Source organism: Salmonella sp. 741265055_HSA (genome assembly GCF_046569525.1).
In the GTDB taxonomy this organism is placed as follows: Bacteria; Pseudomonadota; Gammaproteobacteria; order Enterobacterales; family Enterobacteriaceae; genus Salmonella; species Salmonella enterica.
In genome coordinates this window covers 36,562-62,019 of record NZ_JBKFSQ010000019.1, presented here as the reverse complement: position 1 = coordinate 62,019, position 25,458 = coordinate 36,562, and the positions used below count along the sequence as shown (strand labels likewise).

Sequence of the window (25,458 nt, the reverse complement as noted above, 5' to 3'; positions counted from 1 at the left end):
ATTATTGTTCGTAACGAAAACGGAATTTTTCTTGCTCCGTCGCCGCCTTCGCCAAAATCCACTGACGGAAGGCGGCTATTTTACCCAGTTCTGCCTGGCTGTCATGACAAACCAGATAAAAAGCATTCTTACTCACCAGAACATCGTTAAATGGACACACCAGTCGCCCGGCTTCAATTTCCGACTGCGCCATAACATTATTCGCCAGCGCGATCCCCTGTCCGTGAATAGCGGCCTGTAGCACCATCGCGCTGTGGCTAAATATCGGCCCTTGCTGAACGTTAATATGGTTGAGCCCTAACTGACGAGTATAGGCCTGCCAGTCACGCCGGGAGGCATCGTGTAATAACGTGTGTTTCGCCAGATCTTCCGGCGTTTTTAACGGTTTTTCGCCTGTGAGTAATAAAGGAGAACAGACGGGCAGTAAATATTCTGCGTATAATTTTTCGACGCGCAAGCCCGGCCAGTTTCCCCGGCCATAAAAAATCGCGACATCGACATCGTCTGCCAGTTTATCTTCCTGACGGTCAACGGCTTGTATCCGAACGTCAATTCCCGGATAAGCTGAGTTAAAGCTGGAGAGCCTGGGCACCAGCCACTGGATGGCAAAACTGGGCGGTAAACTCACCGTCAGCGCCCCTTTGGCACTGCGCGCCTGGAGCTTACGCGTTGCTTCCGTGAGCTGGGAAAATATCTCTTTAATGTCGAGAAAATAGCTTTGGCCTTCTTCCGTCAGCAGCAGCGAACGATTGCGGCGGCGGAACAGTTTTAGCCCCAAAAAATCCTCAAGTGACTTAATTTGGTGGCTTACTGCGGCCTGCGTCACAAAAAGTTCTTCCGCTGCTCGCGTAAAGCTCAAATGGCGCGCGGCAGCATCAAAAACGCGTAACGCATTTAAAGGAGGTAATCGTTTTGACATGGCCTCTGGACTTAATGTCGAATGAATTTAACAAATAGGTAACAATGTGTAACCTATTAGTTTTTTTAATCTGAGACATTATAAATTGTCCGTTGAGGTTCTACCAGCAAATACCTATAGTGGCGGCACTTCCTGAGCCGGAACGAAAAGTTTTATCGGAATGCGTGTTCTGATGGGCTTTTGGCTTACGGTTGTGATGTTGTGTTGTTGTGTTTGCAATTGGTCTGCGATTCAGACCACGGTAGCGAGACTACCCTTTTTCACTTCCTGTACATTTACCCTGTCTGTCCATAGTGATTAATGTAGCACCGCCATATTGCGGTGCTTTTTTTTGTATAACAAACGGTTAGTTTTCCAGAGCCACCATCTCTTTCACGTCAGTACGATTGATCTGCTGTTTGTTGCCATTAGCGTCTTTATACGAAATCATACCGGTATCGTTATCGGTCTGGGGTTTACCGTCGGTCACAATGCTACGTCCATCATTGGTGTGCATAACGTAATTAGGACCGGAACAGGCGCTCAGGGCAAAAGTCAGCATACATGCAGAGATAATTGCGGCAGTCTTTTTCATCTTCTTCTCCTTAAAGCTGTTTGTGCTATTTAAAGCGGACTCCGTAACAGGCTTAAACATTCGCCTAACATTATTCAGCATAACCTCCTTTACATAATTCGCCAGGATATACAGACGATTCCGATGGTTAGGACAAACCTTGTATCAGCCGCGCTTTTACGCCACGATCGGTAAACTGAACCGAGGAATATCATGAACGCTTTTAATCCCACGCAGTTTCGCGCGCAGTTTCCCGCGCTAGCCGATGCGGGTGTTTATCTCGATAGCGCCGCCACGGCATTAAAGCCACAGGCAGTCATTGACGCCACGCACCAGTTTTATTGTTTGAGCGCCGGTAACGTTCATCGTAGCCAGTTTGCGCAGGCGCAGCGCCTGACGGCGCAATATGAAGCGGCCAGAGCAAAAGCAGCGCGGCTGTTAAACGCGCCCGATGAAAAAAGTATCGTCTGGACACGCGGCACCACCGAAGCGATCAACATGGTGGCGCAGTGTTACGCCCGTCCTCGTCTGCGCCCCGGCGATGAAATTATCGTTAGCGTCGCCGAGCATCACGCCAACCTTGTGCCCTGGCTGATGGTGGCGCAACAAACCGGCGCGCAGGTCATAAAACTGCCGCTTAGTGACCGACGTCTTCCTGATGTTGAGCGTCTGCCGGAACTGATCACATCGCGCAGCCGGATTCTGGCGCTGGGGCAAATGTCGAACGTAACGGGCGGCTGCCCGGATCTCGCAAGCGCTATCAGCACCGCTCACGCAGCGGGAATGGTAGTGATGGTGGATGGCGCGCAAGGCGCGGTACACTTCCCGGCGGATGTCCAGCAGCTTGATATCGATTTTTATGCTTTTTCCGCTCACAAACTGTATGGCCCGACCGGTATCGGCGTGCTGTACGGTAAGCCGGAGCTTCTTGAGGCGATGTCGCCCTGGCTCGGCGGCGGCAAGATGATCCGTGACGTTAGCTTTGAAGGCTTCACCACTCAAAGCGCTCCCTGGAAGCTGGAAGCGGGGACGCCGAACGTCGCCGGAGTCATCGGCCTGAGCGCTGCGCTGGAATGGCTGTCCGATATCGATATTGAACAGGCCGAAAACTGGAGCCGGGGGCTGGCGACGCTGGCGGAAGACGCACTGGCGAAACGCCCGGGCTTTCGTTCGTTCCGCTGCCAGGACTCCAGCCTGCTGGCCTTTGATTTTGTCGGCGTGCACCACGGCGATATGGTGACGCTGCTGGCGGAATACGGTATTGCGCTCCGGGCCGGGCAACATTGCGCCCAGCCATTGCTGGCGGAACTTGGCGTCACAGGGACTCTGCGCGCCTCTTTTGCGCCGTATAATACCCAACATGATGTGGATGCGTTGGTTAACGCCGTTGACCGCGCGCTGGAACTGCTGGTGGATTAATGACAAACCCTCTTTATACCGGACACCCGTTCGGCACAACGGTAACGGAAGAGACGTTACGCGCTATCTTTCTCCCGCTGACCCAGTGGGAGGATAAATATCGTCAGTTGATTCTGTTAGGAAAACAGCTCCCCGCTCTGCCGGATGAATGCAAAGCGCAGGCGAAGGAGATAGCCGGCTGCGAGAACCGCGTCTGGCTGGGCTTTACCCGATCAGATAACGGAACGATGCACTTTTTCGGCGACAGTGAGGGGCGGATTGTCCGCGGCCTGCTGGCGGTATTGCTCACCGCAGTGGAAGGAAAAAACGCCGCCGAACTACAGGCTCGTTCACCGCTGGCGCTGTTTGATGAGCTGGGTTTACGCGCCCAGCTTAGCGCCTCACGTAGTCAGGGGCTGAACGCGCTGAACGAAGCGATTGTTGCCGCAACGCATAAGGGTTGAAATAGCGTAAATATTCTGTCGCCTGACAGCGCCGTCCGCGGCGGTCAGGCGATGCAGATAAAATAATCCAGTCACTTTATTAGTTTCTGCATCAGATTTCCCTGATAAACATTCTTTTGATTTTTATCAGCTATCACAATGAAATTACAATGTTAGAATCCATGTTAAAACGGCGTGAAGATTTTAGAGTAAATAAAGCCACTTGATGTAGCGTAGCAGGAGAACTGGAAAATTCATACGCATCGGGTGAAGTTATAACAGGATATGGATAAGTGGAAAAATATCTGCGTAACGGTACCATGTTTGTGGTGCTGGCATTTATATTATGGGGGTTAACACCTTTATACTATCAATATTTATCAGGGGGAAATCTCGCACAAATATTGATATACCGGGTGTTCTGGTCAATTCCATTATTACTGGCAGTAAGATTGTTATTTCGGCAGCGAACGCGATTTCATGATGCCTGGAAAGATAAAAAATCTTTTTTCTTCTGCATGATCGCCGGACTTTTGATGATTGTCTCATGGTCATCTTTTATTTATGCGCTAACCCATCATCTGGTACTTGATGCCAGCCTCGGCTATTTTATCAACCCGCTATTTGTTATTGCGCTGGGATGCATTTTTCTTAAAGAAAAACTGTCGTTGTTTCAGGCCATCGCCGTTTTTTCCGGTGTCTGTGGCCTGACTTTTCAAATTATCATGCTACGGCATTTCCCGGCGCTGGCGCTAACCATGGGATTATCATTTGCGCTATATGGCCTGGCGCGAAAGTTTATACATTATGATGTGATGACATCGATAACGATTGAAACATTATGGGCATTGCCTGTCTCACTATTAATCTTTCTCTTTAGCGATACCGGACCAATTATATCCGCTAATACTCCTTTCTTTTTGTATGTCATGACGGCGCCAGTGACAATCATTCCACTGGTATTATTTGCCATCGCGTTAAATCACACCTCGTTGATTGTCACCGGACTGGCGCAATATATAGAGCCGTCTTTACAGTTCTTACTTGCCATTATGATATTTGGCGAGCACATTAATTACGCGGAACTGCTCTGCTTTTGTGCGGTATGGTTCGGGTTGTTTCTATGCATATCTGAAAATTTATATTCCCATTATCTCCGCGCCCGTCTGAAACCGGTGTTCGGCAGGGTACAGCGCTTCTTTCGCTAACAAAGGGCGCAGGGCCGGATACGCGTCTGCGTGACACTCCGCCCCGTCCTTTTATTCTTGTCGCGCCGCTTTAGCCATGATCTTCTTCAGCGCATGGGAAACGGCGACAAAACCGAACGTTGCCGTCACCATCGTCGCCGCGCCGAAGCCAGAGGCGCAATCCATCCGTTTTGGCCCTTCTGCGGTAGCTTTCATCGCGCATACGGAACCGTCCGCCTGTGGGTAAACCAGCGCTTCGGTGGAAAAAACGCAGTCCACGCCCAGTTTACCTTTACTGTTCTTCACTACGCCAAAATTATGTTTCAATCTCTCACGCAGTTTTGCCGCCAGCGGATCCTGGATGGTTTTCGCCAAATCAGCGACCTGGATTTGCGTCGGATCGATCTGCCCGCCCGCGCCGCCAGTGGTCACTAAAGGAACCTTATATCGGCGACAGTACGCAATCAGCGCGGCTTTTGGACGAACGCTGTCAATGGCGTCAATGACATAGGTAAAACCCGCGTTCATATAACCCGCCACATTATCCGGCGTGATGAAATCATCGATAACCGTTACCCGGCACTCCGGGTTAATTTGCCGAATCCGTTCGGCCATCACTTCCGCTTTCGCCAACCCAACGTTATCACGCAACGCATGGATCTGACGGTTCGTATTGGTCACGCAGACATCGTCCATATCAATCAGCGTAATCGCGCCGATGCCCGTACGCGCCAGCGCCTCTGCCGCCCATGATCCCACCCCGCCGATTCCCACGACGCAGATATGCGCCTCAGCAAACTGCTGCAGCGCTTTTTCACCGTACAGACGCGCGGTGCCGCCAAAGCGTTGGCGCCAGGCATCACTTATCACCACTGACATATGACCTCAGAATAAAAAAAGGTGAGGTTATTCCTCACCCCTGCTCACTATTTTCAGGCCCGATAGCGATCGCGTTATCGGGCAATCCGGTTGCCGCAGAATACCACAATCAGCCGCTAAACACGTTACCGGCGCCCGGCGCGCTTTTTAACACCCAGACGCGACCATAGTGATTATACCATCCGGCACGATGCCCGGCATCCGGGCCGATCCCCTGGTAAATATCAAAGTGCTGGCCTTTAATCGCTCCGCCGACATCCAGCGCGACCATCAAACGTAGCTCATACTGACCGCTAAATTTACCGTTATTATCCAGCAACGGTACTTCCGCCAACAAGGTCGTGCCAGGCGGAATGATGCTGCGGTCGGAGGCGACGGATGCTCGCCCAATCAGCGGTACGGCGCTGGCACCTTTGACCGGCGCAAAAGATTGCGGCTTAAAGAAGACGAACGACGGGTTCTGCTCCAGTAATTCACGCACTTCCGCTTCGCTGTGCTTCTCTCCCCATTCGCGTATAGCCTGCATCGACATATCTTCTTTTTTCACTTCACCGCGATCGATAAGCACTTTACCAATACTGCGATAAGGCCAGCCGTTTTTACCGGCATAACTAAAGAAGTTCAGCGGACTACCGTCACCAAAATCAATATAGCCGCTGCCCTGGACATCCATAATAAAGTTATCCATCAGCGAATTACTCCAGGCCAGGATGTACTTATCGCTCAGCGCGCCTGCGTAGATCTGAGCGCGGGACGGTAAGCGTCCACGTTTTGGCGGCATACTATAGATAGGGTACTGGAACGCGCCCTGGCGCGTATGGCGAGCCTGAACGACGGGCGTATAGTAGCCCGTGAACTGGACGTTACCGTAGTTGTCGGTGCCTTCCATCTGCCAGGCATCGATACCAAACTGGCGCATAGTGCGCGTATCGCCTCCGGAACGTAACCAGTTCTGGACAGCGTTATAGACGTTGCTTTGATTGGTGTATAAACGTGGCGACGCGGAACGGATTTGGTCGACCTGCTCGGCAAAGTCACCAGCATTAATCGGCGCGCCCACCGCGTCCGGCTGGTTTACCAGGGAGAAGGGCTGGGTAAATTTCCCGTCCTTATATTGCTGACCGCGATCGGTCGGTTTTGATGAACAGGCAGCCAGCATTGCCAGCATTACGCCTGTCGCCACATATTTTGCCCAACGTCCTTTCATGGTGTCTCGTCTTCTGCGTAATCGAAAGTGCCCGGTGAAGATAACAAACCGTCCGGAGTAATGAAATGCGATCGCGATCTCATTATGTAAATTCGTTTAAAAATCGCGCTATCTGCGGCGTATTTGCGCAATTCATGAGAAATTAGCGATTTATATGAAAAAAGGGTTGCAACAAAAGCTCAGCGGAGTATAGTGCGCATCCACGGACGCGGGGTGGAGCAGCCTGGTAGCTCGTCGGGCTCATAACCCGAAGGTCGTCGGTTCAAATCCGGCCCCCGCAACCAACTTAATGAACACCCTTACGGGTGTTTTTTTTGTATCTGTCGTCTGGTCCGCAACGACAGTGCGGGCAGCATCCATCCTACCTACCCGCGCAATAAACTCGCCGTCATCTCAGGTTAACTTCTTCTCGCCAGCGTCGCCCCATCGGCAAAATACGCTTTAATGCCCGCCAGAATCGACTCTGCGACCTGTTGCTGGAACGTCGCGGTCTTGAGCTTGCGTTCTTCTTCAATGTTACTGATAAACGCCGTCTCGACCAGAATAGACGGAATATCGGGCGCCTTTAACACCGCAAACCCCGCCTGCTCGACCTTGTTTTTATGCAGGTCATTAATTTTACCAAGCTGCTTCAACACCGCTTTACCGAATTTCAAACTATCGGCAATGGTCAGCGATTGCACCATATCGAACATTGTATGGTCGACATAACGGTCACCGCTTTTGCTCACGCCGCCAATTAAGTCCGAGGCGTTCTGCGTTTGCGCCAGATATTTCGCCGCGGTACTGGTGGCGCCTTTGGTCGATAGCGCGAATACGGATGAACCGCTAGGCTGCCGGCTGGTGAAGGCATCCGCATGAATAGAGACAAACAGGTCGGCGCGCTGTTTCTGCGCTTTCGCCACCCGGACTTTTAACGGAATGAAGATGTCTTCATTGCGCGTCATATAGACCTTCATGTTGCCTTCTTTTTCGATCAACGCGCGCAGGCGGCGCGCTATCTGGAGCACCACGTCTTTTTCACGCGTTTTGTATTTGCCTATCGCGCCGGGGTCTTCGCCGCCGTGTCCCGGATCAAGCATAATGACAATGGGACGATCGCGCCCCGCTTTACCGGGCTGCGGCCCGCTTTGCGAAGGCGGCACCTGTTTATCCAGATCGCCTTTATTGTAGTCTTCCAGCAGCGCCAGCAGCGGATCCTGCATATCTTGCGCATTGGCAGGATAAAGATCCATCACCAGACGTTCTTTAAAGCCTGCCACAGGCGCCAGCGCAAATAGCTGCGGCTTCACGTTTTGTTTTAGCTCAAAGACCATACGCACAGTCTTAGGATCAAACTGCCCTACCCTTGCGGATTTGATATACGGATCGTCGCTGCGAATCTGCGCGCCAATGCCTTTAAGCACCGAGTTCAGATTCACATCCTCAATATCTACTACCACGCGGTCCGGGTTACTTAAGGCAAATTGTTTATATTTCAGCAGACGATTCGACTCTACCGTGACGCGGGTATAGCTGGACGCAGGCCAGATACGCACCGCAACGACCTGGCTTACGGCAGCCAGCCCGACCTGGCTCACGCTTAATAGCCACATGGCGCCCGCGCCTTGTAGTAAACGGCGACGGCTGATTGCTGAATTGGCTCCCGACATGCTTCTCCCGAGCAAAAACTAAATAGAGATCATACAAAGTTCATCCAAATTGACCGGAAACTTTAGCGAATGACGCATAATCTGTCATCTATAAAAGGGTAAACATTCTTTTTATATTCACGGCATTACTAAGAAAAGCGATCGGACCGCATAAAATTTACGCTTGCACATAGGACAAAAACAGAATAAAAATACACTAATTTCGAATAATAATTCACTAGTGGGGCGCGCAATGATAAAGGAACGTAAAACCGAACTGGTAGAAGGGTTTCGCCATTCAGTTCCCTATATCAACACCCATCGCGGAAAAACCTTTGTCATTATGCTCGGCGGCGAAGCCATTGAGCATGACAATTTTTCCAGCATCGTTAACGATATCGGGCTACTGCATAGCCTCGGTATTCGCCTTGTCGTGGTGTATGGCGCGCGACCGCAAATCGACGCCAATCTGGCCGCGCATCATCATGAACCGATTTACCACAAAAACACGCGGGTGACGGACGCCAAAGCACTGGAGCTGGTGAAACAGGCCGCCGGTTTACTCCAGCTTGATATTACCGCCCGTCTGTCGATGAGTCTGAACAATACGCCGTTGCAGGGCGCGCACATTAATGTCGTCAGTGGCAATTTCACCATTGCGCAGCCGCTGGGCGTTGATGATGGCGTGGACTACTGTCATAGCGGCCGTATCCGGCGCATTGATGAAGATGCGATCAACCGCCAGTTGGATAACGGCGCGATCGTTCTGATGGGGCCGGTCGCCGTCTCAGTGACCGGCGAAAGTTTTAATCTGACCTCAGAAGAGATTGCCACTCAACTCGCCGTTAAATTGAAAGCGGAAAAAATGATCGGTTTCTGTTCTTCTCAGGGCGTTACCAATAGCGAGGGCGGCATCATTTCTGAACTCTTCCCGAATGAAGCGCAGGCGCGGGTGGAAGAGTTGGAAGCGCAGGGCGATTACAACTCCGGAACCGTACGTTTTTTGCGCGGCGCGGTAAAAGCCTGTCGTAGCGGCGTTCGTCGTTGCCATCTGATCAGCTATCAGGAAGATGGCACGCTATTACAGGAATTGTTCTCGCGTGATGGTATCGGTACGCAGATCGTCATGGAGAGCGCCGAACAGATCCGCCGCGCCACCATCAACGATATTGGCGGTATTCTGGAGCTTATCCGCCCACTGGAACAGCAGGGCATTCTGGTACGCCGTTCCCGTGAACAACTGGAGATGGAGATCGATAAGTTTACCATTATTCAGCGCGATAATATGACTATCGCCTGCGCGGCGCTGTATCCTTTTGAGGAAGAGAAAATAGGCGAAATGGCCTGCGTAGCGGTACATCCGGATTATCGCAGCTCATCGCGTGGAGAAGTGCTTCTGGAGCGGGTTGCCACCCAGGCGCGGCAAATGGGGCTGCGTAAATTGTTTGTGTTGACGACGCGCAGTATTCACTGGTTCCAGGAGCGCGGTTTCACGCCTGTCGATATTGAGTTACTGCCTGAGAGCAAGAAAAAAATGTATAACTATCAGCGACGTTCAAAGGTGCTGATGGCGGATTTAGGATAACAAGGAGGGCCTGATAGCGCTGCGCTTATCAGGCCTACGTTCGAAAGCATCATTTGGAGGCCGGATAAGACGCTACGCGTCACCATCCGGCGAGAACTCGTCTTATCCGGTACGACTGACTTCATCAAATAAGGTGGCTAATCCGCTGCGCCGTTCTGTACGCGTCACAATCGCGCCTGCCAGGATCCGTTCATCGGCATACAGCGATAACCGCCGCCGCGCCCGCGTAACAGCGGTATACACCAGCTCCCGCGTCACGACCGGCGAACGCTGGCTGGGTAAAATCAGCGCGGCGTGATCAAATTCAGACCCCTGTGATTTATGTACCGTCATCGCCCAGGTTGTATCATGTTCCGGCAGACGGCTGGGCTGAACGGACTTGATCGTGCCGTCCGGCATCACAAACCAGACGCGTAACCCCTGCCCGCGATCGAGCGCAATACCAATATCGCCGTTAAATAACCCCAACGCGCTATCGTTGCGCGCAATCATTACCGGACGCCCTTCATACCAGCGAGAATGCGGATGCCGCTGAATTTTTCGTTGCTGCACCATCGCCTGCTCAATGCGGTCATTCAGTCCCCTCACGCCAAATGGGCCTTCGCGCAGCGCGCAAAGCAGTTGATACTCATTGAAAGCCTGAAGGATTGCCTCCGGCGTCGCTTTCTCATGCAGCAACCGCAGGTAGCGACCATAGCCCGCCAGCGCTTCATCCAGCATCCCGGCATAATCGTCGCTGCTTTGCAATGTACGCTTCTCTATATCGCTAAACCCCTGCTGAAAAACAGCCTGGATTGCCGACCTGTCGCCGCAGTTAATCGCCGCCGCCAGCTTGCCGATGCCAGAATCGCTGCCGAAACGGTAGCTCTTTTGCAACAAACAGAGGCTATCGCGTAAAGAGGCGGCTTGCCTTCCGGCCCCCGCCGGAATGGCGCTCCCTGTTAGTCGACTTAGTTGTCGGGCACGTTCCGCCGTAAACCCTGCGTTGACATAGGCGCAAATATCGCCCAACACAGCGCCCGCCTCAACGGATGCCAACTGATCGCGATCGCCAAGAAAAATGACCCGCCCGTGCGGCGGCAGAGCGTCAATCAAACGTGACATCATCGGCAAATCAATCATTGATGCTTCATCGACCACCAGCACGTCCAGATGCAGCGGGTTGCCCGCATGATGGCGTAATCGCTGGCTGCCGGGCTGTGCACCTAGCAGTCGGTGCAGCGTACTGGCGTCCTCCGGTATACGCTTTTTCTGCGCATCGGTAAGTGGAAGCTGACGCAACGCCGCGCCGAGCGACTCCGTCAGGCGTGCGGCCGCTTTCCCGGTCGGCGCCGCCAGCCGGATACGGCAACGTTCGCCATCCGCCATTTGAATTAATGCCGCCAGCAGCTTCGCGACGGTGGTGGTTTTACCGGTGCCGGGACCGCCTGAAATCACGGAGATACGGCGAGTTAGCGCTACGGCGGCGGCCACCTTTTGCCAGTTCACCTCGTCTGTCGGAGGGAATAGCGCGTCCAGAATACGGGATAACTGATCTTCATCTACGGCGATGGCCTGGTTAACCTCGTTAAAAAAGCGCGCAACCGTACGCTCGTTGCACCACATGCGATTCAGGTAGAGGCGATCGCCGCACAGAATTAACGGCGCGGGGCTATCGCCACAGCTAACCGCCGCAGACGCCAGTAACCGCTTTTTCCAGTCGATTGGCGTAGCCGTTTCGCTTATCCAGGCGACCAGTAAGGGATGCGCCTCCTCCGTTAACGTTAAACGCGATAACGGCAGACACACGTGACCTTCACCTGCGTCATGACTAAGCAGCGCTGCCGCCAGCGTCACGGCGGGATCGTCGTTACCGGCGACGGTTAAAGCAAACTGGGCATCAATGGGCCGTAAGAGTTTTTGTTCAACGGCCTCCAGCAACCGCTCCTGGATTGTCATTGCGCCTCCTCACTTATTTCACCTGCAAACATATCATCCAGTTGGTTAATTAACGCCGCCGCAGGGCGAGTGGTAAAAATACCCTGCTGCGGACGTTCGCTATCCACCCCGCGTAAAAAGAGATAGATGACGCCGCCGAAATGGCGTTCATAGTCGTAATTCGCTATTCGATGACGAAGGTAACGGTGCAATGCCAGCGTATAAAGCTGGTACTGCAAATCATAGCGATGCGCCTGCATCGCCGCAGCCATCGCCGTCTGGGTATAAGCGGCGCTATCCTCGCCCAGCCAGTTAGATTTATAGTCGAGCAGGTAATAGCGCCCCTCATAACGGAACACCAGGTCGATAAAGCCCTTTAACATGCCGCGAACCTGCATGAAATCCAGCGCAGGGCAACCTGCTGAAAGCGGGTCGTATCGACGAATCAACGCATCCAGCTCTCCGGCGGTAAGCGGCTGGGCAATCGGCAGATAAAACTCCATTTCGACCTGTTTTTCACGCTCGGTCAGCACGCTCAGACTAACGCCCGTCTCGTTAAGGGGAACGTGCAACACGGTGTCCAGCCAGCGGGTAAGTACGGGCTCCCATCGCGTCTCAAAACCACTCAGCTCCAGTTTTTCCTGTACCCATTGGGGGTCTATCGGTTGAGTAAAATCAAGCTCTTCAAACAGGCTGTGCAAAAATGTTCCCGGCGATGCCCCGCGAGGAAAGTGATGCGGCGTCATTGTCGGCGCTTCCGCCGCTTCGCCAACGCCTGCGGCGTCAATGTCGAAACGAGGAATAAGATCTTGCGCCACGCTATGTCCCCGCTGCTGCAAACCGGAATAACTGGTGACGCGCCAGCTATCATAAAGCAGGCGTTGCAGCGTTCTGGCGCTGAGTTCCGCGTGCGATGCAGCGGCAATTTGCCAGCGGTCGTTATCCGTATTGCCTGGCGTTCGACACACGATATCCTCGTCGCATAGCGCCTCAATACAGGCGCGAAGGCCTGCGGCATCCATCAGTTCGCCTTTTTGCAGGAGTCGCCCAAGCGCGCTTTGGTGCACATCCGTCTCGCCTTTCTTATCGCTGCGACGCCGTACCAGCGGCGCGACGCCGAGGCTGCAATGCCACACTGCACGGGTCAGCGCGACATAAAGGAGGCGCAGGTCTTCCGCCAGGCGTTCGGCTTCCGCCAGTGCTATGCTCTCTTCGGCGTGACTAAGGTCCAGCACCGCCTCGTAGGAGTGCCTGTCGTGATAAAAAGCCTGGTCCTGCACGCGGAAATGGGTGATAAAAGGTAACCAGACCAGCGGGTATTCCAGACCTTTCGATTTATGAATGGTGACGATTTGCACCAGATGCTTATCGCTTTCCAGACGTAGTTGCTGGCTGGAAGCATTGCTATCGGGTTCAAGGATATGCTGCGCCAGCCAACGCACCAGGGCATGTTCGCTTTCCAGCTGCGAACCGGCTTCCTGTAACAGTTCGCTAATATGCAGAATATCCGTCAGCCGACGTTCGCCTCCCGCCGTCGCCAGCAGGTTTTCAGCAATATTGCGCGCCGACATTAGCGCACGCAGCATCGGCATCACGCCGCGTTTATGCCAAATCTGTCGGTAGCCATCAAACTCTTCGACAACCGCATCCCACGCATTTTCATCATTGTTAAGCGTTTCGATATCCAGCGCGGTAAGGCCCATCATTGATGTCGCCAGAGCGCTACGCAGCGTATTCTCACGTTCGGGCGCCATCACCGCCTGCAACACCCACAGCATTTCCTGCGCTTCGAGCGTTTCGAATACGCTGTCGCGGTTAGAAAGATAGACGGAGGGGATCGCCAGTAAGGTCAGCGCATCCCGTATCAGCGCGGCTTCCCGCCTGCTGCGCACCAGCACGCTGATATCCGAGGCACGAACGGGCCGCGACGAATCGCCGTTCGTCAGCAGCGCGTCGCCCGTTTGCCCGGCACGCAGCCAGTCGCGAATTTGCGTGGCGCACACCTGCGCCATATAACTTTGATAATCGCCCGAACCGCAGCTTTCCCCCTCCATTAGCCACAGGGTCATCGCCGGTTGAGGCGCGTCATTCACTTTAAATTGCAGCGACTGGTTTCTGGGCGCAAACTTTACCGGACTGAAGGGAATATCGCGGAACATAAAGGCGTCGTTCATCTGACTGAACAGCTTGTTAACGCTATTCACCATCCCCGGCGCGGAGCGCCAGTTAGTGTCAAGCGTATAGTGCGCGCTCACTTCGCTGCGGGCCTTCATGTAGGTAAAAATATCCGCGCCACGAAACGCATAAATCGCCTGTTTAGGATCGCCAATCAGCAATAGCGCCGTATCGGGTTGATGTCGCCAGATACGGCGAAAAATACGGTACTGTTGTGGGTCGGTATCCTGAAATTCATCGATCATCGCCACCGGAAAACGGGTACGAATCGCCGTAGCCAGCGCCTCGCCGCTTTCACTACGCAGCGCGGTATCTAAACGGCTGAGCATATCGTCAAACCCCAGCTCGCCGCGCCGGCGTTTTTCCTGAGCCACCGTTTCACGGATCTCTGAGAGCGCTCGGGTAAGAACCAGATCTTTAATCGATAGCGGTTCGCCCAACAGGTTATCAATGGCGACAAACAATGGGTGCTGGGGGGTCACGCCGCCAGCTTTGGTGCGCTCAGCTAAAAAACGCTGTGAAAATTTTCCCAACGCCTCGGGTAATTGATAATTTTTGGTCTCTTCTTGCGCCCACGCGGTGATCTTTTCGATCCATTTCGCCTGATTGCCGCGGTTGAATTTTCTGCGATCGATACCGGATGATTCGATTAGCGCGTCCAGCTCGCTAACCGCCTCACACCACTGCTGCTTCACCTGGTTGATGCGCGCCAGGATCTGTTCATGACGCGATGCCAGCGTCTCCTCCTGCGATGGCGGCGCTTTAATGACCGGCGCTTCGCCCTGCAGATAACGATCGATATCCTTTAAGAGCGCCTTCGGCCCCTTCCATACGTCAAACACCACCTGCGCGATGTCGCGCGGCAGCGGATAGCAATGACGCCGCCAGAAATCGGCGCAGGCCTGATAACGCAACAAAGATTCGTCTTCAATAAGCTGTTGCTCAAACAACATACCGGATTCGAAAGCGTTCAGGCTGAGCATACGCTGGCAAAAACCGTGGATGGTAAAGACCGCGGCCTCGTCCATTTGTCGTTCCGCCAGTAATAACCACTGCGCGGCCTGCTTTTTGTCGCTAATTTCTTCCAGCAAGCGGGCATACAGCGGATTATCCGTGCTTTCCCGCAGACAGGCGATGCGCAACTCATGGATATTACTGCGGATTCGCCCACGCAGCTCTTCAGTGGCGGCCTCCGTAAAGGTTACCACCAGCAGTTCTTCAACGGTCAACGGGCGGGGAAATGCGGCACTGCCGCCTAAACCGAGCAATAACCGCAGATACAGCGCCGCGATAGTAAACGTTTTGCCTGTGCCCGCTGATGCTTCAATCAGACGCTCGCCTGTCAGGGGCAAGCGCAGCGGATCAAGAGTCTCGGCGACATCATTCATTCTTTTCGCTCATTAGAGGTAACGTTTGCTGCAATGCGCTGACGTTATCCCACACTTTCCAGCCTGTCGGATGCACGTATTCTGCTTTTCCATTCTGGCTACCAGCAATCTGTGACAATATTGCCATACCTTGTGGTTCCACCACCGCCTGGTGGAAGAAGTCGGCAAGCTTTTGTGGCGTCAGCAATTTTATCTGAGCGATGATTTTATCACGCGAGTCAAAGCGCATATTACCCCGATCGAAATCCTTGCTTAAACGGGATGCTTCTTCGCCCAACGTTTGCGGCGCCTGGCGCATTTGCGTAATGATCGCCTGCTGAATTTGGGCGAACTCTTCCGGCTTCATCGCCCTCAGCTTCGCCTCGGCGTCAGGGAAAAATGCCTGATAGCGTTGCCACAGGTAAGAGGGCTGTTTATCGTTGCTCTGTAGCAGGAATCCCATTCCCCACTGACGGCCAACGCTCATCGGAAAGGCGAAAACGGCGTATCCCAGTTGCTCTTCGGTTCGTAGCTGATTGTAAAACCACGGTTGAACAATCTGACCTAACATCGCGCTGTAGGCGGCGCTGACGTACTCGTCGTAGCCGACCGGGACAAAGACCGCGGCTAACGCGGAGTCGGTGCTACTGCCCGCTTTTTCAAATATTACGGACTGCTTTTTCTCAACCACCACGTCTTTGTTGCGACACCACGCCGTTCCGTTCGCCGCGAGCTGTTTTTGGACATCTTGCGCCAGAGAGGTCGCCTGGGCTTCGCTCATATTTCCTATAACCAGAAATTCCGGACGAGCGCCCGTTTTTAACGCATTACGATAGGCCATCACCTCTTTCAACGTAATGGACGGCAGCAAAGCGCGACGTTCATCTCGGGAAAAATAAGGCACCTGCGAAATCATCTGCACCGGCATAATCGCCTGCTCGTAGGCTTTTCCCTTCTCCGCAGAATCCATCATCTGCGTATACCAGGATTTCGCCTGCGCCAGCTGTTCTTCCGTGGCGTCGTAGCTAAAATATCCTTCCAGCAACGCCAGGAAAAGCTGCGGCAAACGCTGGGTATAACCGTTCGCAGTGACCATCAGACCATTGTTGGCGTTAGTGGAAAAGCTAATGCCGCCCACCGCCGCCTGGTTGCTAAGCTGATCTAGCGCCATTCCCGCCAGATAATCATTAAGGGCGAACAGTACCTGATTGCGGGCGCTGTCCATCGCCTGCGGGTTACGCAATACCACGCTCACGTCGGCTTTTGGCTCGCTGGCGAAATAACGACTCGGCGCATAAACCACGCGCAAATCCGCTTTATCGACAATCAGTTCTGGCCGTACGTAGTTTTTGTCATTCTTAACAAGCGTAAAATCATCAGGAATATAGGGGTTTAACTCCGGCAGCGACAACGCAATGCCCTGTGCTTTTTGCTGCCAGTTTTTAAACGTCTGTTCGCTAATCTTATCGACCTGATAAGGCGCATCCACAAAATACGCAATCTTATTATGGGGTTCCTGGGGACTGATGTACCAGATGCGCGCATTCTGCGGCGTCATCATCGCCAGGCGATTTTTGATAGCGGCAGGATCGTAACGATCGGCGATATTCGCCGCATCCAGCGTATGCGCTACCGGGACGCGGATCATAGTGTCCGCCAGCCACTCGACATAGTCCATATCGCGGGTAATCGACGGATAGCGGAAGTCGAGATCCAGCACATGCGCCAGCTCGTCAAAGTAACGTTTATCTATCCCTTTTTCACGTAACGTGTTGAGATAGCTAAAGATAGCTGCGATGACTTCATCACGATTGGCCAAACCTTTATCGGTCAGCGTTGCCGAAATGGCAAATACGCCGCTGTTACCATTAACAATCGGATCGGAATCCGCGCTAATGCCTTCGACCAGTCCTTGTTTTTGCAGCCAGTCAGAGAGCGTCCCTGGGCTACGATTGCCAATCAGATAAGAGACCAGTTCATCGGTCTTGCTGCGGAACTGCGCGCTATTGTTATCAATACGAAACTCCACGCGCAGCACTTTACGCGGTAGCGCCGGCACGTAATGAATAATGATGCCCTTCTGCGCCTCGGTGATGACAGGTACGGTAATTTCCGGTTTTTTAATCTGTTTATTCGGCACGCGACCATAGGTTGCGGCGGCAATACGCGCCAGTTCCGGCAAGGGTTTATTACTGTAAATCACCGCCTTCATCAGATTAGCTGAATAGTATTTTTCATGAAAAGCGATCAACGCCTGTTGCACCGGATTTCCCGGCTTATCGCTTAGCGTTTCCAGATTGCCGCCAGAAAAGTGCGAGCCTGGATGCGCCGGGTTAATGGTTTCGGCGCTTACCTGCGCCATACGCATACCGTCGCGGGTGCGCGCCATCGTCAGCTCGGCATTCACCGCGTTTCGTTCGCGTTCGGCGTATTTTTTATCGAGCAATGGCGCGGCAATGGCGTCGGCCAGGCGATCTACGGCGCCTGGAAGCGCGTCGTTTTCAACCTCCAGATAGAAGGCTGTTCGATAAGGCGCGGTGCTGGCGTTGTGGCTACCACCATGTCTTTTAAGATATTCGGCAAGGCTATCCGCCTGCGGATATTTTTTTGACCCCATCAGGCACATATGCTCAAGATAATGAGCAAGCCCCTGATGAGTCTCAGGATCTTCAAGCGCTCCAACGGGCACCACTAACGCAGAAAGCGACTTTACAGCCTGCGGATCGGATACCAGCAACACCACCATGTCATTATCAAGACGTATCGCCTGATACTGCCGGGTATCTTTATCGCTTTTACGGATAGTTTCTTGCAGCGGTTGCCAACCGATATCCGCCTGAACTGCAGGCCCCCAGAGGGCGACCAATAACAATAACGCTTTGAACCAGGTGCTGCGGGGCATTCACGGACCTCATCATTAACTTTCATTCCCACTCATCTGTATGGCCACATAAACCATCGACCTGAGCAGAACGGGATATTATTGTACTGAACCAGGCAGCATCTTTTTATCAGTAATCAGTCCGTGACGAAGAGCGCATCATAGTCGAAGCCTTTTAATTGCGCGATTTTCATACAATCAACGAGACTGATTAAAACGAAACAGCGGTAACAGGTAATGTCGGGACTGCGCAATGATAGCCTGCAACGTTTCAGATTCCAGCTGACGCCAAAGACGTTGATACCAGATATCTTCGCCTTCGCCGCTCACCATCATGTTGCCTTCATAAGCCTGTAAAAACTTTGTCCTGGCCTTCTGTAAGGTATCATCGTCGTCTAACATGACATCATTTTCAGCGTCATAACAGGCTTTTATCCATGCGCCGCCGCTTTCCGGCAGTACCAATAGCGGAGAAGACATGCCTTCCCGGTAGCCTTCAATCAGTTGCGCCAGGTAAGCCATTGCCTGCGTTTTATCAAGAGGCGGAAATCGCCATTCTCCCTCTTTGCGCAAAAACAGGCGACTTTCACCACTCCCGCCGCTGGCACAATAGACAAGGTGTTCCAGCCAAAGTTGCACACCTTGCGCGACGCTGATTAAAGCGGGACGCCAGCGCAATAATCCATCCTCCTGTACCTGCGGTAGCCAGCCGGTTAGCTGAACGCCATTGCAAAGCAGATCCACTTCCAGGCTTTGGCTCGGCTTACGGCAGGCGATGACCCGGCTTGCCAGTTGCTGCATCTCCTGACATTGCGCATCCCAGAATATTTCGCCAAACGCGCCGTAAGGCAACTCTCCCGCAGCCCGGAAACGGCGGAACAAGCGTTCGGCGTCGTCTTCTTCAACCAGCGTATTGAGCAACTGTTGGTTAAGTTGATATCGCGTCAACCCCTCTAATTCAAACGGTTCCGCATCAGGAATCTCACTCTCTTCCGAGCGGAAATTAACCTGAAGCCGCATCTGAAAAAATGCGCGTACCGGATGGGCCCAAAAACGCTGCAGACTTTCCAGAGTCAATGTTTCCGGCATCGTAAAAGGAAGCGGCTGCACAAAGTCAGAATGCGCTTTCCCCGACTGACTCGCCGCGGGCAACCACTCTCTGGCATAACTTTGCTGTTCGCCGGGTTGGTAATTTTGCGCATCAAAAGGCATACGGGTATGCAGACGCGTAATATGCGCTTTGACTCGTGCTTCGCTCTCATCACAGGTCAGCGTTTCGTCGCCCGGCAAATAGTGGCTTTGCCCGATGTAATCCACCAATTCTTGCACCAGTACAGAGGGAAAGCGTTCGCTATTATCCTGGATGGAGCGACCGATGTAGCTGATATACAGCGTCTGCTGCGCCGAGATTAACGCTTCCAGAAACAGGTAGCGGTCATCGTCGCGACGGCTACGATCCCCGCGCATGGGTTTTTGGCTCATCAGGTCAAAACCCAACGGCGCAAGCTGGCGCGGGTATACGCCGTCGTTCATTCCCAGCAGGCAAACGACTCTGAACGGAATGGAACGCATCGGCATCAGCGTACAAATATTGATGGGGCCCGCCAGGAAGCGCTGGCTAATACGTTCCTGATCCAGACGCTGCGCCAGTTCATCCCGCAGTAGCGAAATCGGTACCGCGTCGCCATATTCCGCCGCGACGCCTTCGGCGATAATGGCCTGCCACTGCTGTTCAATCAATGTCATTGCCGCTTCCGTGTCCGCATCGGGCAGGAAGAAATCATTGAGCATATCGCGACAAACGGGCAACCACTCTTCCAGCGGTCGCTCCTGCGCCAGACCGCGCCGCCAGATATTAAGCTGCATCAGCAGAGAAGCCAGATGCCCGACCAGCTCAGCAATCAGACCGCTGGATTCGTCATAAGGCAGAACCGACTGCCACTCGCCCTGGGCGCTTTCCATCGCATACCCCAGCAGCATACGCGTCAGGCCAAATTGCCATGTATGCTGCCCCGTGGCAGGAAGTTCCAGCTCGCGCACGTTGTCATCGTCAATTCCCCAGCGAATACCTGACTCATTGACCCACAAGCGCAAATAACGCAGCCCTTCTTCGTTGATCGTAAAGCGGGCAGCCAATACCGGTACGTCTAACAACGCCAGAACATCCTCGGAGACAAAGCGGCTGTCCGGTAACGAAAGTAAGCTGATAAATGCCTGTAACACCGGATGTGACTGACGCGCCCGCCGATCGGAAATGGCATAAGGCAGATAGCGCTCCGTTGGCGCGCTACCAAATACCGCCTGGATAAACGGGCTATAGCTGTCAATATCAGCCACCATAACGATAATGTCGCGCGGCGTTAGCGTCGGATCGGCTTCCAGCATCGCCAGCAGGCGATCGTGCAGTATTTCCACCTCGCGCTGCGGGCTGTGACAAACGTGAAAAGAGAGGCTGTTATCCTTGGGATCGAGCAGACGCTTATTGTCGCTGCGCGAATACTCCTCAAGATTTACGCCCGCCACCGCATGGCTTTCCAGTTCAAGAATATCCGCCTGAATCCGATGCAAAAGATTATCTGGCGTAATATCAACAAACGCATCCAGCTCCTGGCTGTTTTCCAGTTCAGATAGCAGGTAGATATAATCCCGCCCCAGTTTTCCCCATGAGGCCAGTAGCGGATTACCGATATCCTGTTCGCCGTCGCTGTTAAATAAGGCTTCCGGATTCTGATTTTCGCGGAACAGCGGTAAATGACGGTCTTCAAAACTGTGACGACGCTGGCGAGCCATGAGTTTTGCCAGCCAGGCTGGGTCTTTAATATCCCCCCAGTAATACCGACACGGATTAGTAAAAAGGAGATGGATTTCAATATGTTTACCCAGCGCCTGCAATGCTCTGAGATACACTGGCGGTAACGCGGAAATGCCGCAAATAAAAACGCGGGACGGCAACCCTGGCGGGCAGGCGGTCGCGCTCTCCAGCGTTTGAATAAAGCGTTGGTAGAGATTGGCGCGGTGCCAGCGCGGCTGCCCCAGCGCGGCGGTATATTCCACCAATGCTTTCCACAGCGGCGCCTGCCAGTTTTGCGCCTCCCCCAGACCTTCCACGGTTTTTCCCGCTTCCCACTGCGTAAGCCAGTCAGGCCGATAAACCAGATACTGATCGAACAGGTCGGCGGCGCGCGCGGAAAGCTGAAAGAGTTTGCGTTTATCGGTGTCGTCGGTCAGATAATGGCGCAGCAGTACAAACTCATCCTTATCCAGCAACTGCGGCAGCAAGGTCATCAGTTTCCAGCTCATGCTTTGTTTGCTGAAAGCGCTTTCTTTGGGGATATCCGGCAACACGCGGACAAACATCTCCCAGATAAAACTCGCCGGTAACGGAAAAGCGATATTCGCCGCAATACCAAACTTTTGTGAAAGGGTCATCTGCAGCCACTGCGCCATACCCGTGCTTTGTACCAGAATCATTTCTGGTTCAAAGGGATCATCCAGCCGCTCGCGTTCGACGATGAATTCCATCAACGCTTCCAGCACATCCAGACGATTGGAGTGGTAGACCCTTAACATAATTACTCCTGACGATTAACGATTTGGACAATGCAAGCGCGTCATCTGCCCCTGCCTGCCAGAGGGTGAAACCATCGTGACGCTGATGCTGACACATCCCGATTGCGTTGTCTGCATCTGGTTGGCCTTCCACCCTTCAGCAGGCGAAAATGGATACAGCGCCGTTTGCTGCCACGCCTGCCGCCAGATCTGGAGATACTGGTGTCGTAATGCAAAACTGTGCATTAATACCCGCTGATAGCCTGACAGCGCGGTGACGATCATTACCATTAGAACCATCGCCACTAAAACTTCCGGGAGGCTAAACCCGCGTTGTAAATTCAGGGGATGCGACATAACGCCACCTCTTTTAACGGACAAAAATCACTCCAGCCGTGGGGAGAAAAGACAATACTTCCCTGAATGACGTTGCCCAAACGCCATAACGTCATGCTGTCATCTTGCGCCGCCATCACCACTTCATCCCCCGATAATCTCCGCAAACAGACCCTCGCTCCTGAAGGGGAATAGCGCCGACATTCCATTTCGGTTACGCCTGACCATAGCTGCCCCCGCCCCCATTCCAGCGCCGACTGTACGAGCGCCTGGCGTTGTATCGCCAGGCTCTGCGTCGTTACGCGGGCGGCATAGCTGGCCTGCTGCTGATTTACGCCTTGCAGTAGCAGACTACCCAGAATCAGTATTAAAAGCGCCAGTATTAGCGAAGAAGCGCCACGTTCCCGATTCACAGATTAAATCCCGTTACGCTGTATTGCGCGTCAATAACCGTCTGAGGCTCGGCTTTGCTGGCGCCGCGCAAATGCAGCATGAGCACTGGAGAGAATCCCGTTATATCCCGGCGCTCAACGGTAAACGCCGTGATGAGTACCGTATTGGGATCGGTCATTTTTTCCCATCCCTTCCCCTGGCAAGATGTTGCTCCGCGTAATGTTTCCAGAACGTTATCCTTCATACGAAACCCGGTCTGGTCGGCCTCTTTCGCCGGTATGGTATCCCAGACACCGTTATTATTCCCGTCCCACTGAACGATGACGCATTGCCCCTGTTCGGCAAGATGTAACCCTTCGCCAGTACAGTGGCCATGGCAGTAACCCGCACGCTGAAGATGCTTCGCTACGGTATAGGTTCGCTGCCAGATTTCATCTTCCAGCGATAACTGTCGCGTGTTGTGCCAGATCTCACGCTGTAGCGCCGGTAAAAATCGTGCGGACCCAAGCAGTAAAATGGAACCTATCGCCATCGCCAGCACAACCTCCAGTAGCGAGAACCCCCGCGTGGTTATTGACACGTGGCGGCCTCGTTACGCTCACATAGCCTGATTCGCCCCCAGGAGGAGACGACCAGACGCCACTCTCCGGCAGCGTTTTTCAGTACGATGTGCCCTGCCCATGCCGTATTGCGCAGGCCAAAGAAGGCTAACGACGGCGTGATATCGGCAAGGACGACATCACGCCAGTCGGGCGTAAACACAAAGGGGGAAGATGGCGTACACGATGTTTGCGTAGCAACAGAGCTGACAAAGCACCATGAACCACCTTCGCTGACCACGCGAAGAATGTGATCGCGGTTATGCCAGTGAGCGTCCTCACGAAGTTGCAGCAGGTAATCCCGCACCTGACATGCGGTTTGCCACAGGCGCTGTTGCTGCTGCCAGCGTTGCCAGCCATAAAGTCCTGTGACGCTGAGAATGATAATGAGTGACATCGCGACCACCGTTTCAATGAGCGTATAGCCCTGTTGTTTTTTCATATCGGCAGTATGGCGGGCGGGGAAAAAATAACGAGCGCCAAATACAGATTGTTCGGCGCGTTACGGAAAAAAGTTCATGTCTTGCAGCGCGTTGCAAAATTTCAGGAATCCGCGCCGAAGATTGAGACTAAGGGTAAAAAAAACCGACGCGCGATGACGTCGGTTATGGCAGGATCGTCAACGCTTAGATAGCGACCGGCGCTTTAATACCGGGGTGCGGATCATAGCCTTCAATTTCGAAATCATCGAACCGGTAGTCAAAAAGCGAATCGGGTTTACGCTTAATGACCAACTTCGGCAGCGCGCGCGGTTCACGGCTTAATTGCAGGTGCGTCTGCTCCATATGGTTGCTGTACAGGTGCGTGTCGCCGCCGGTCCAGACAAAATCGCCGACGTCCAGGTCGCACTGTTGCGCCATCATATGCACCAGTAACGCGTAGCTGGCAATGTTGAACGGCAGACCGAGGAACACATCGCAGGAGCGCTGATAAAGCTGACAGGAGAGTTTTCCATCTGCGACATAAAACTGGAAAAAGGCGTGACACGGCGCCAGCGCCATCTTATCCAGCTCGCCGACGTTCCACGCAGAAACGATAATACGACGAGAGTCTGGGTCGTTTTTAAGCTGGCTTAAAACCGTGGCGATCTGATCGATATGGCGGCCATCCGGTGTTGGCCATGCACGCCACTGCTTACCATAAACCGGGCCTAAATCGCCGTTCTCATCGGCCCATTCGTCCCAGATGGTGACATTATTTTCGTGCAGGTAAGCGATGTTGGTATCGCCCTGCAAAAACCATAGCAGTTCGTGAATAATTGAACGTAAATGGCAGCGTTTTGTCGTCACCAGCGGAAAGCCTTCCTGCAGGTTAAAACGCATCTGATGGCCAAAAATGGAAAGCGTGCCGGTGCCGGTACGGTCGTTTTTCTGTGTGCCTTCATCCAGCACTTTTTGCATCAGTTCTAAATACTGTTTCATGGTTCCTCAGGAAACGTGTTGCTGCGGGCGGCGGCGATATGCCCAAACCATCATGATCGCGCCAGCGATAATCATCGGGATAGAGAGAATCTGCCCCATGCTGATGTACTGTACCCACGCGCCGGTAAATTGCGCGTCCGGCTGGCGGAAGAATTCAACAATGATACGAAACGCGCCATAGCCAATCAGGAATAATCCGGAGACTGCGCCCATCGGACGCGGTTTGCGAATAAAGAGATTAAGGATGATAAACAGCACCACGCCTTCTAATGCCAGCTCATACAACTGGGAAGGGTGGCGCGGCAATACGCCGTAGGTATCAAAAATAGGCTGCCATTGCGGATGTGACGGCAGCAGCGCAATATCTTCCGCGCGTGAGCCAGGAAAGAGCATGGCAAACCGGAAGTCAGGATCGACGCGCCCCCACAATTCACCGTTGATAAAGTTGCCCAGACGCCCGGCGCCCAGGCCGAACGGAATTAACGGCGCAATAAAATCAGACACCTGAAAGAAAGAGCGCTTCGTGCGCCTGGCGAAGATAATCATCACCAGTATCACACCGATAAGCCCGCCGTGGAAGGACATGCCGCCGTCCCAGACGCGGAATAAATAGAGCGGGTTATCCAGAAACAGAGGGAAGTTATAAAACAGGACATAGCCAATACGCCCCCCCAGGAAGACCCCCAGGAAACCTGCATAGAGTAAATTTTCAACTTCGTTTTTGGTCCAACCGCTTCCCGGACGGTTAGCGCGACGCACCGCCAACCACATCGCGAAAACGAACCCCACCAGATACATCAAGCCATACCAGTGAAGCGCGACGGGCCCAATTGAGAAAATGACCGGATCAAAGTCCGGAAAATGCAGATAGCTACTGGTCATCTGTCACCACAATTTCTTGTTATTTCGCTGAAGAGATAGCGATTGATAAGCGCGCCTGCGCGTTGCAGACGCTCCAAAGGTGCGAATAATAGCACAAGGGTTAAAAGCGAGATGCCGATTACCGTTAAAAGATATG

General features: G+C 53.3%; 19 protein-coding genes and 1 tRNA gene. 5 read left to right on the top strand and 15 right to left on the bottom strand.

What is annotated here, in order from left to right; translation table 11 throughout:
• Position 1: 1 nt before the first annotated feature.
• Both gcvA and ACLD4K_RS12420 read right to left on the bottom strand, forming a co-directional pair.
• Positions 2-919 (bottom strand): glycine cleavage system transcriptional regulator GcvA, encoded by a 918-nt coding sequence (gene gcvA / locus ACLD4K_RS12425; protein WP_000044409.1) that lies wholly within the window; start codon positions 917-919, stop codon positions 2-4.
• 346 nt (positions 920-1,265) lie between these two features.
• The gene (locus ACLD4K_RS12420; protein ID WP_000750393.1) at positions 1,266-1,493 is read right to left on the bottom strand and encodes a YgdI/YgdR family lipoprotein; all 228 of its coding nucleotides are present in this window, start codon (positions 1,491-1,493) and stop codon (positions 1,266-1,268) included.
• 192 nt (positions 1,494-1,685) lie between these two features.
• Between ACLD4K_RS12420 and csdA the strand changes: the two genes are divergently transcribed.
• From csdA to rarD, 3 genes are all read left to right on the top strand, one after another.
• The gene (gene csdA, locus ACLD4K_RS12415; protein ID WP_411011944.1) at positions 1,686-2,891 is read left to right on the top strand and encodes a cysteine desulfurase CsdA; all 1,206 of its coding nucleotides are present in this window, start codon (positions 1,686-1,688) and stop codon (positions 2,889-2,891) included.
• A complete protein-coding gene (csdE, locus tag ACLD4K_RS12410) occupies positions 2,891-3,334 on the top strand; it encodes a cysteine desulfurase sulfur acceptor subunit CsdE (RefSeq protein ID WP_108638999.1) in 444 nt (147 codons plus the stop codon). Before csdA ends, csdE begins: the two co-directional genes overlap by 1 nt.
• Before the next feature lie 299 nt (positions 3,335-3,633).
• Complete coding sequence (gene rarD, locus ACLD4K_RS12405; protein ID WP_014343890.1) at positions 3,634-4,521, top strand: EamA family transporter RarD; 888 nt, start codon at positions 3,634-3,636, stop codon at positions 4,519-4,521.
• Between the two features lie 51 nt (positions 4,522-4,572).
• Here the strand turns inward: rarD and tcdA are convergent, their stop codons facing one another.
• Both tcdA and mltA read right to left on the bottom strand, forming a co-directional pair.
• Complete coding sequence (tcdA, locus tag ACLD4K_RS12400; RefSeq protein WP_061424620.1) at positions 4,573-5,379, bottom strand: tRNA cyclic N6-threonylcarbamoyladenosine(37) synthase TcdA; 807 nt, start codon at positions 5,377-5,379, stop codon at positions 4,573-4,575.
• 109 nt (positions 5,380-5,488) lie between these two features.
• A complete protein-coding gene (gene mltA / locus ACLD4K_RS12395; RefSeq protein WP_000678621.1) occupies positions 5,489-6,586 on the bottom strand; it encodes a murein transglycosylase A in 1,098 nt (365 codons plus the stop codon).
• Between the two features lie 207 nt (positions 6,587-6,793).
• Between mltA and ACLD4K_RS12390 the strand changes: the two genes are divergently transcribed.
• Positions 6,794-6,870 (top strand) — tRNA-Met (locus ACLD4K_RS12390).
• A gap of 114 nt (positions 6,871-6,984) precedes the next feature.
• On the opposite strand, the gene amiC is transcribed toward ACLD4K_RS12390, so the two are convergent.
• On the bottom strand, positions 6,985-8,238 hold the full coding sequence (gene amiC, locus ACLD4K_RS12385) for an N-acetylmuramoyl-L-alanine amidase AmiC (RefSeq protein WP_000011919.1): 1,254 nt from the start codon (positions 8,236-8,238) through the stop codon (positions 6,985-6,987).
• 232 nt (positions 8,239-8,470) lie between these two features.
• On the opposite strand from amiC, the gene argA reads away from it, so the two are divergent.
• The gene (argA, locus tag ACLD4K_RS12380) at positions 8,471-9,802 is read left to right on the top strand and encodes an amino-acid N-acetyltransferase (protein ID WP_183058809.1); all 1,332 of its coding nucleotides are present in this window, start codon (positions 8,471-8,473) and stop codon (positions 9,800-9,802) included.
• A gap of 102 nt (positions 9,803-9,904) precedes the next feature.
• On the opposite strand, the gene recD is transcribed toward argA, so the two are convergent.
• From recD to lgt, 10 genes are all read right to left on the bottom strand, one after another.
• Complete coding sequence (gene recD / locus ACLD4K_RS12375) at positions 9,905-11,740, bottom strand: exodeoxyribonuclease V subunit alpha (protein ID WP_411011943.1); 1,836 nt, start codon at positions 11,738-11,740, stop codon at positions 9,905-9,907.
• Complete coding sequence (recB, locus tag ACLD4K_RS12370; protein WP_411011942.1) at positions 11,737-15,282, bottom strand: exodeoxyribonuclease V subunit beta; 3,546 nt, start codon at positions 15,280-15,282, stop codon at positions 11,737-11,739. Before recB ends, recD begins: the two co-directional genes overlap by 4 nt.
• Positions 15,275-18,163: a pitrilysin gene (ptrA, locus tag ACLD4K_RS12365; protein WP_411011941.1), complete on the bottom strand. Its 2,889-nt coding sequence runs from the start codon at positions 18,161-18,163 to the stop codon at positions 15,275-15,277. The genes recB and ptrA overlap by 8 nt, the downstream gene beginning before the upstream one ends.
• Positions 18,164-18,340: 177 nt before the next feature.
• The gene (gene recC / locus ACLD4K_RS12360) at positions 18,341-21,712 is read right to left on the bottom strand and encodes an exodeoxyribonuclease V subunit gamma (RefSeq protein WP_411011940.1); all 3,372 of its coding nucleotides are present in this window, start codon (positions 21,710-21,712) and stop codon (positions 18,341-18,343) included.
• A 15-nt stretch (positions 21,713-21,727) separates the two neighbouring features.
• The gene (locus ACLD4K_RS12355; protein WP_411011939.1) at positions 21,728-22,048 is read right to left on the bottom strand and encodes a prepilin-type N-terminal cleavage/methylation domain-containing protein; all 321 of its coding nucleotides are present in this window, start codon (positions 22,046-22,048) and stop codon (positions 21,728-21,730) included.
• The gene (locus ACLD4K_RS12350; RefSeq protein WP_001078529.1) at positions 22,033-22,440 is read right to left on the bottom strand and encodes a DUF2509 family protein; all 408 of its coding nucleotides are present in this window, start codon (positions 22,438-22,440) and stop codon (positions 22,033-22,035) included. The genes ACLD4K_RS12355 and ACLD4K_RS12350 overlap by 16 nt, the downstream gene beginning before the upstream one ends.
• Entirely contained in the window at positions 22,437-23,000 is a 564-nt protein-coding gene (locus ACLD4K_RS12345) for a prepilin peptidase-dependent protein (RefSeq protein ID WP_000029156.1), read from the bottom strand. Before ACLD4K_RS12345 ends, ACLD4K_RS12350 begins: the two co-directional genes overlap by 4 nt.
• Complete coding sequence (locus ACLD4K_RS12340) at positions 22,991-23,461, bottom strand: prepilin peptidase-dependent protein (protein WP_079943941.1); 471 nt, start codon at positions 23,459-23,461, stop codon at positions 22,991-22,993. Before ACLD4K_RS12340 ends, ACLD4K_RS12345 begins: the two co-directional genes overlap by 10 nt.
• Positions 23,462-23,645: 184 nt before the next feature.
• Complete coding sequence (gene thyA, locus ACLD4K_RS12335; RefSeq protein ID WP_000816247.1) at positions 23,646-24,440, bottom strand: thymidylate synthase; 795 nt, start codon at positions 24,438-24,440, stop codon at positions 23,646-23,648.
• Positions 24,441-24,446: 6 nt separating this feature from the next.
• Positions 24,447-25,322: a prolipoprotein diacylglyceryl transferase gene (gene lgt / locus ACLD4K_RS12330; protein WP_000204645.1), complete on the bottom strand. Its 876-nt coding sequence runs from the start codon at positions 25,320-25,322 to the stop codon at positions 24,447-24,449.
• Positions 25,323-25,458 lie beyond the last annotated feature (136 nt).

Coding starts and splice junctions, on each gene's coding strand:
- gcvA (WP_000044409.1), bottom strand. CDS start 919: ATGTCAAAACGATTACCTCCTTTAAATGCGTTACGCGTTTTTGATGCT.
- ACLD4K_RS12420 (WP_000750393.1), bottom strand. CDS start 1,493: ATGAAAAAGACTGCCGCAATTATCTCTGCATGTATGCTGACTTTTGCC.
- csdA (WP_411011944.1), top strand. CDS start 1,686: ATGAACGCTTTTAATCCCACGCAGTTTCGCGCGCAGTTTCCCGCGCTA.
- csdE (WP_108638999.1), top strand. CDS start 2,891: ATGACAAACCCTCTTTATACCGGACACCCGTTCGGCACAACGGTAACG.
- rarD (WP_014343890.1), top strand. CDS start 3,634: ATGTTTGTGGTGCTGGCATTTATATTATGGGGGTTAACACCTTTATAC.
- tcdA (WP_061424620.1), bottom strand. CDS start 5,379: ATGTCAGTGGTGATAAGTGATGCCTGGCGCCAACGCTTTGGCGGCACC.
- mltA (WP_000678621.1), bottom strand. CDS start 6,586: ATGAAAGGACGTTGGGCAAAATATGTGGCGACAGGCGTAATGCTGGCA.
- amiC (WP_000011919.1), bottom strand. CDS start 8,238: ATGTCGGGAGCCAATTCAGCAATCAGCCGTCGCCGTTTACTACAAGGC.
- argA (WP_183058809.1), top strand. CDS start 8,471: ATGATAAAGGAACGTAAAACCGAACTGGTAGAAGGGTTTCGCCATTCA.
- recD (WP_411011943.1), bottom strand. CDS start 11,740: ATGACAATCCAGGAGCGGTTGCTGGAGGCCGTTGAACAAAAACTCTTA.
- recB (WP_411011942.1), bottom strand. CDS start 15,282: ATGAATGATGTCGCCGAGACTCTTGATCCGCTGCGCTTGCCCCTGACA.
- ptrA (WP_411011941.1), bottom strand. CDS start 18,163: ATGCCCCGCAGCACCTGGTTCAAAGCGTTATTGTTATTGGTCGCCCTC.
- recC (WP_411011940.1), bottom strand. CDS start 21,712: ATGTTAAGGGTCTACCACTCCAATCGTCTGGATGTGCTGGAAGCGTTG.
- ACLD4K_RS12355 (WP_411011939.1), bottom strand. CDS start 22,048: ATGTCGCATCCCCTGAATTTACAACGCGGGTTTAGCCTCCCGGAAGTT.
- ACLD4K_RS12340 (WP_079943941.1), bottom strand. CDS start 23,461: ATGAAAAAACAACAGGGCTATACGCTCATTGAAACGGTGGTCGCGATG.
- thyA (WP_000816247.1), bottom strand. CDS start 24,440: ATGAAACAGTATTTAGAACTGATGCAAAAAGTGCTGGATGAAGGCACA.
- lgt (WP_000204645.1), bottom strand. CDS start 25,322: ATGACCAGTAGCTATCTGCATTTTCCGGACTTTGATCCGGTCATTTTC.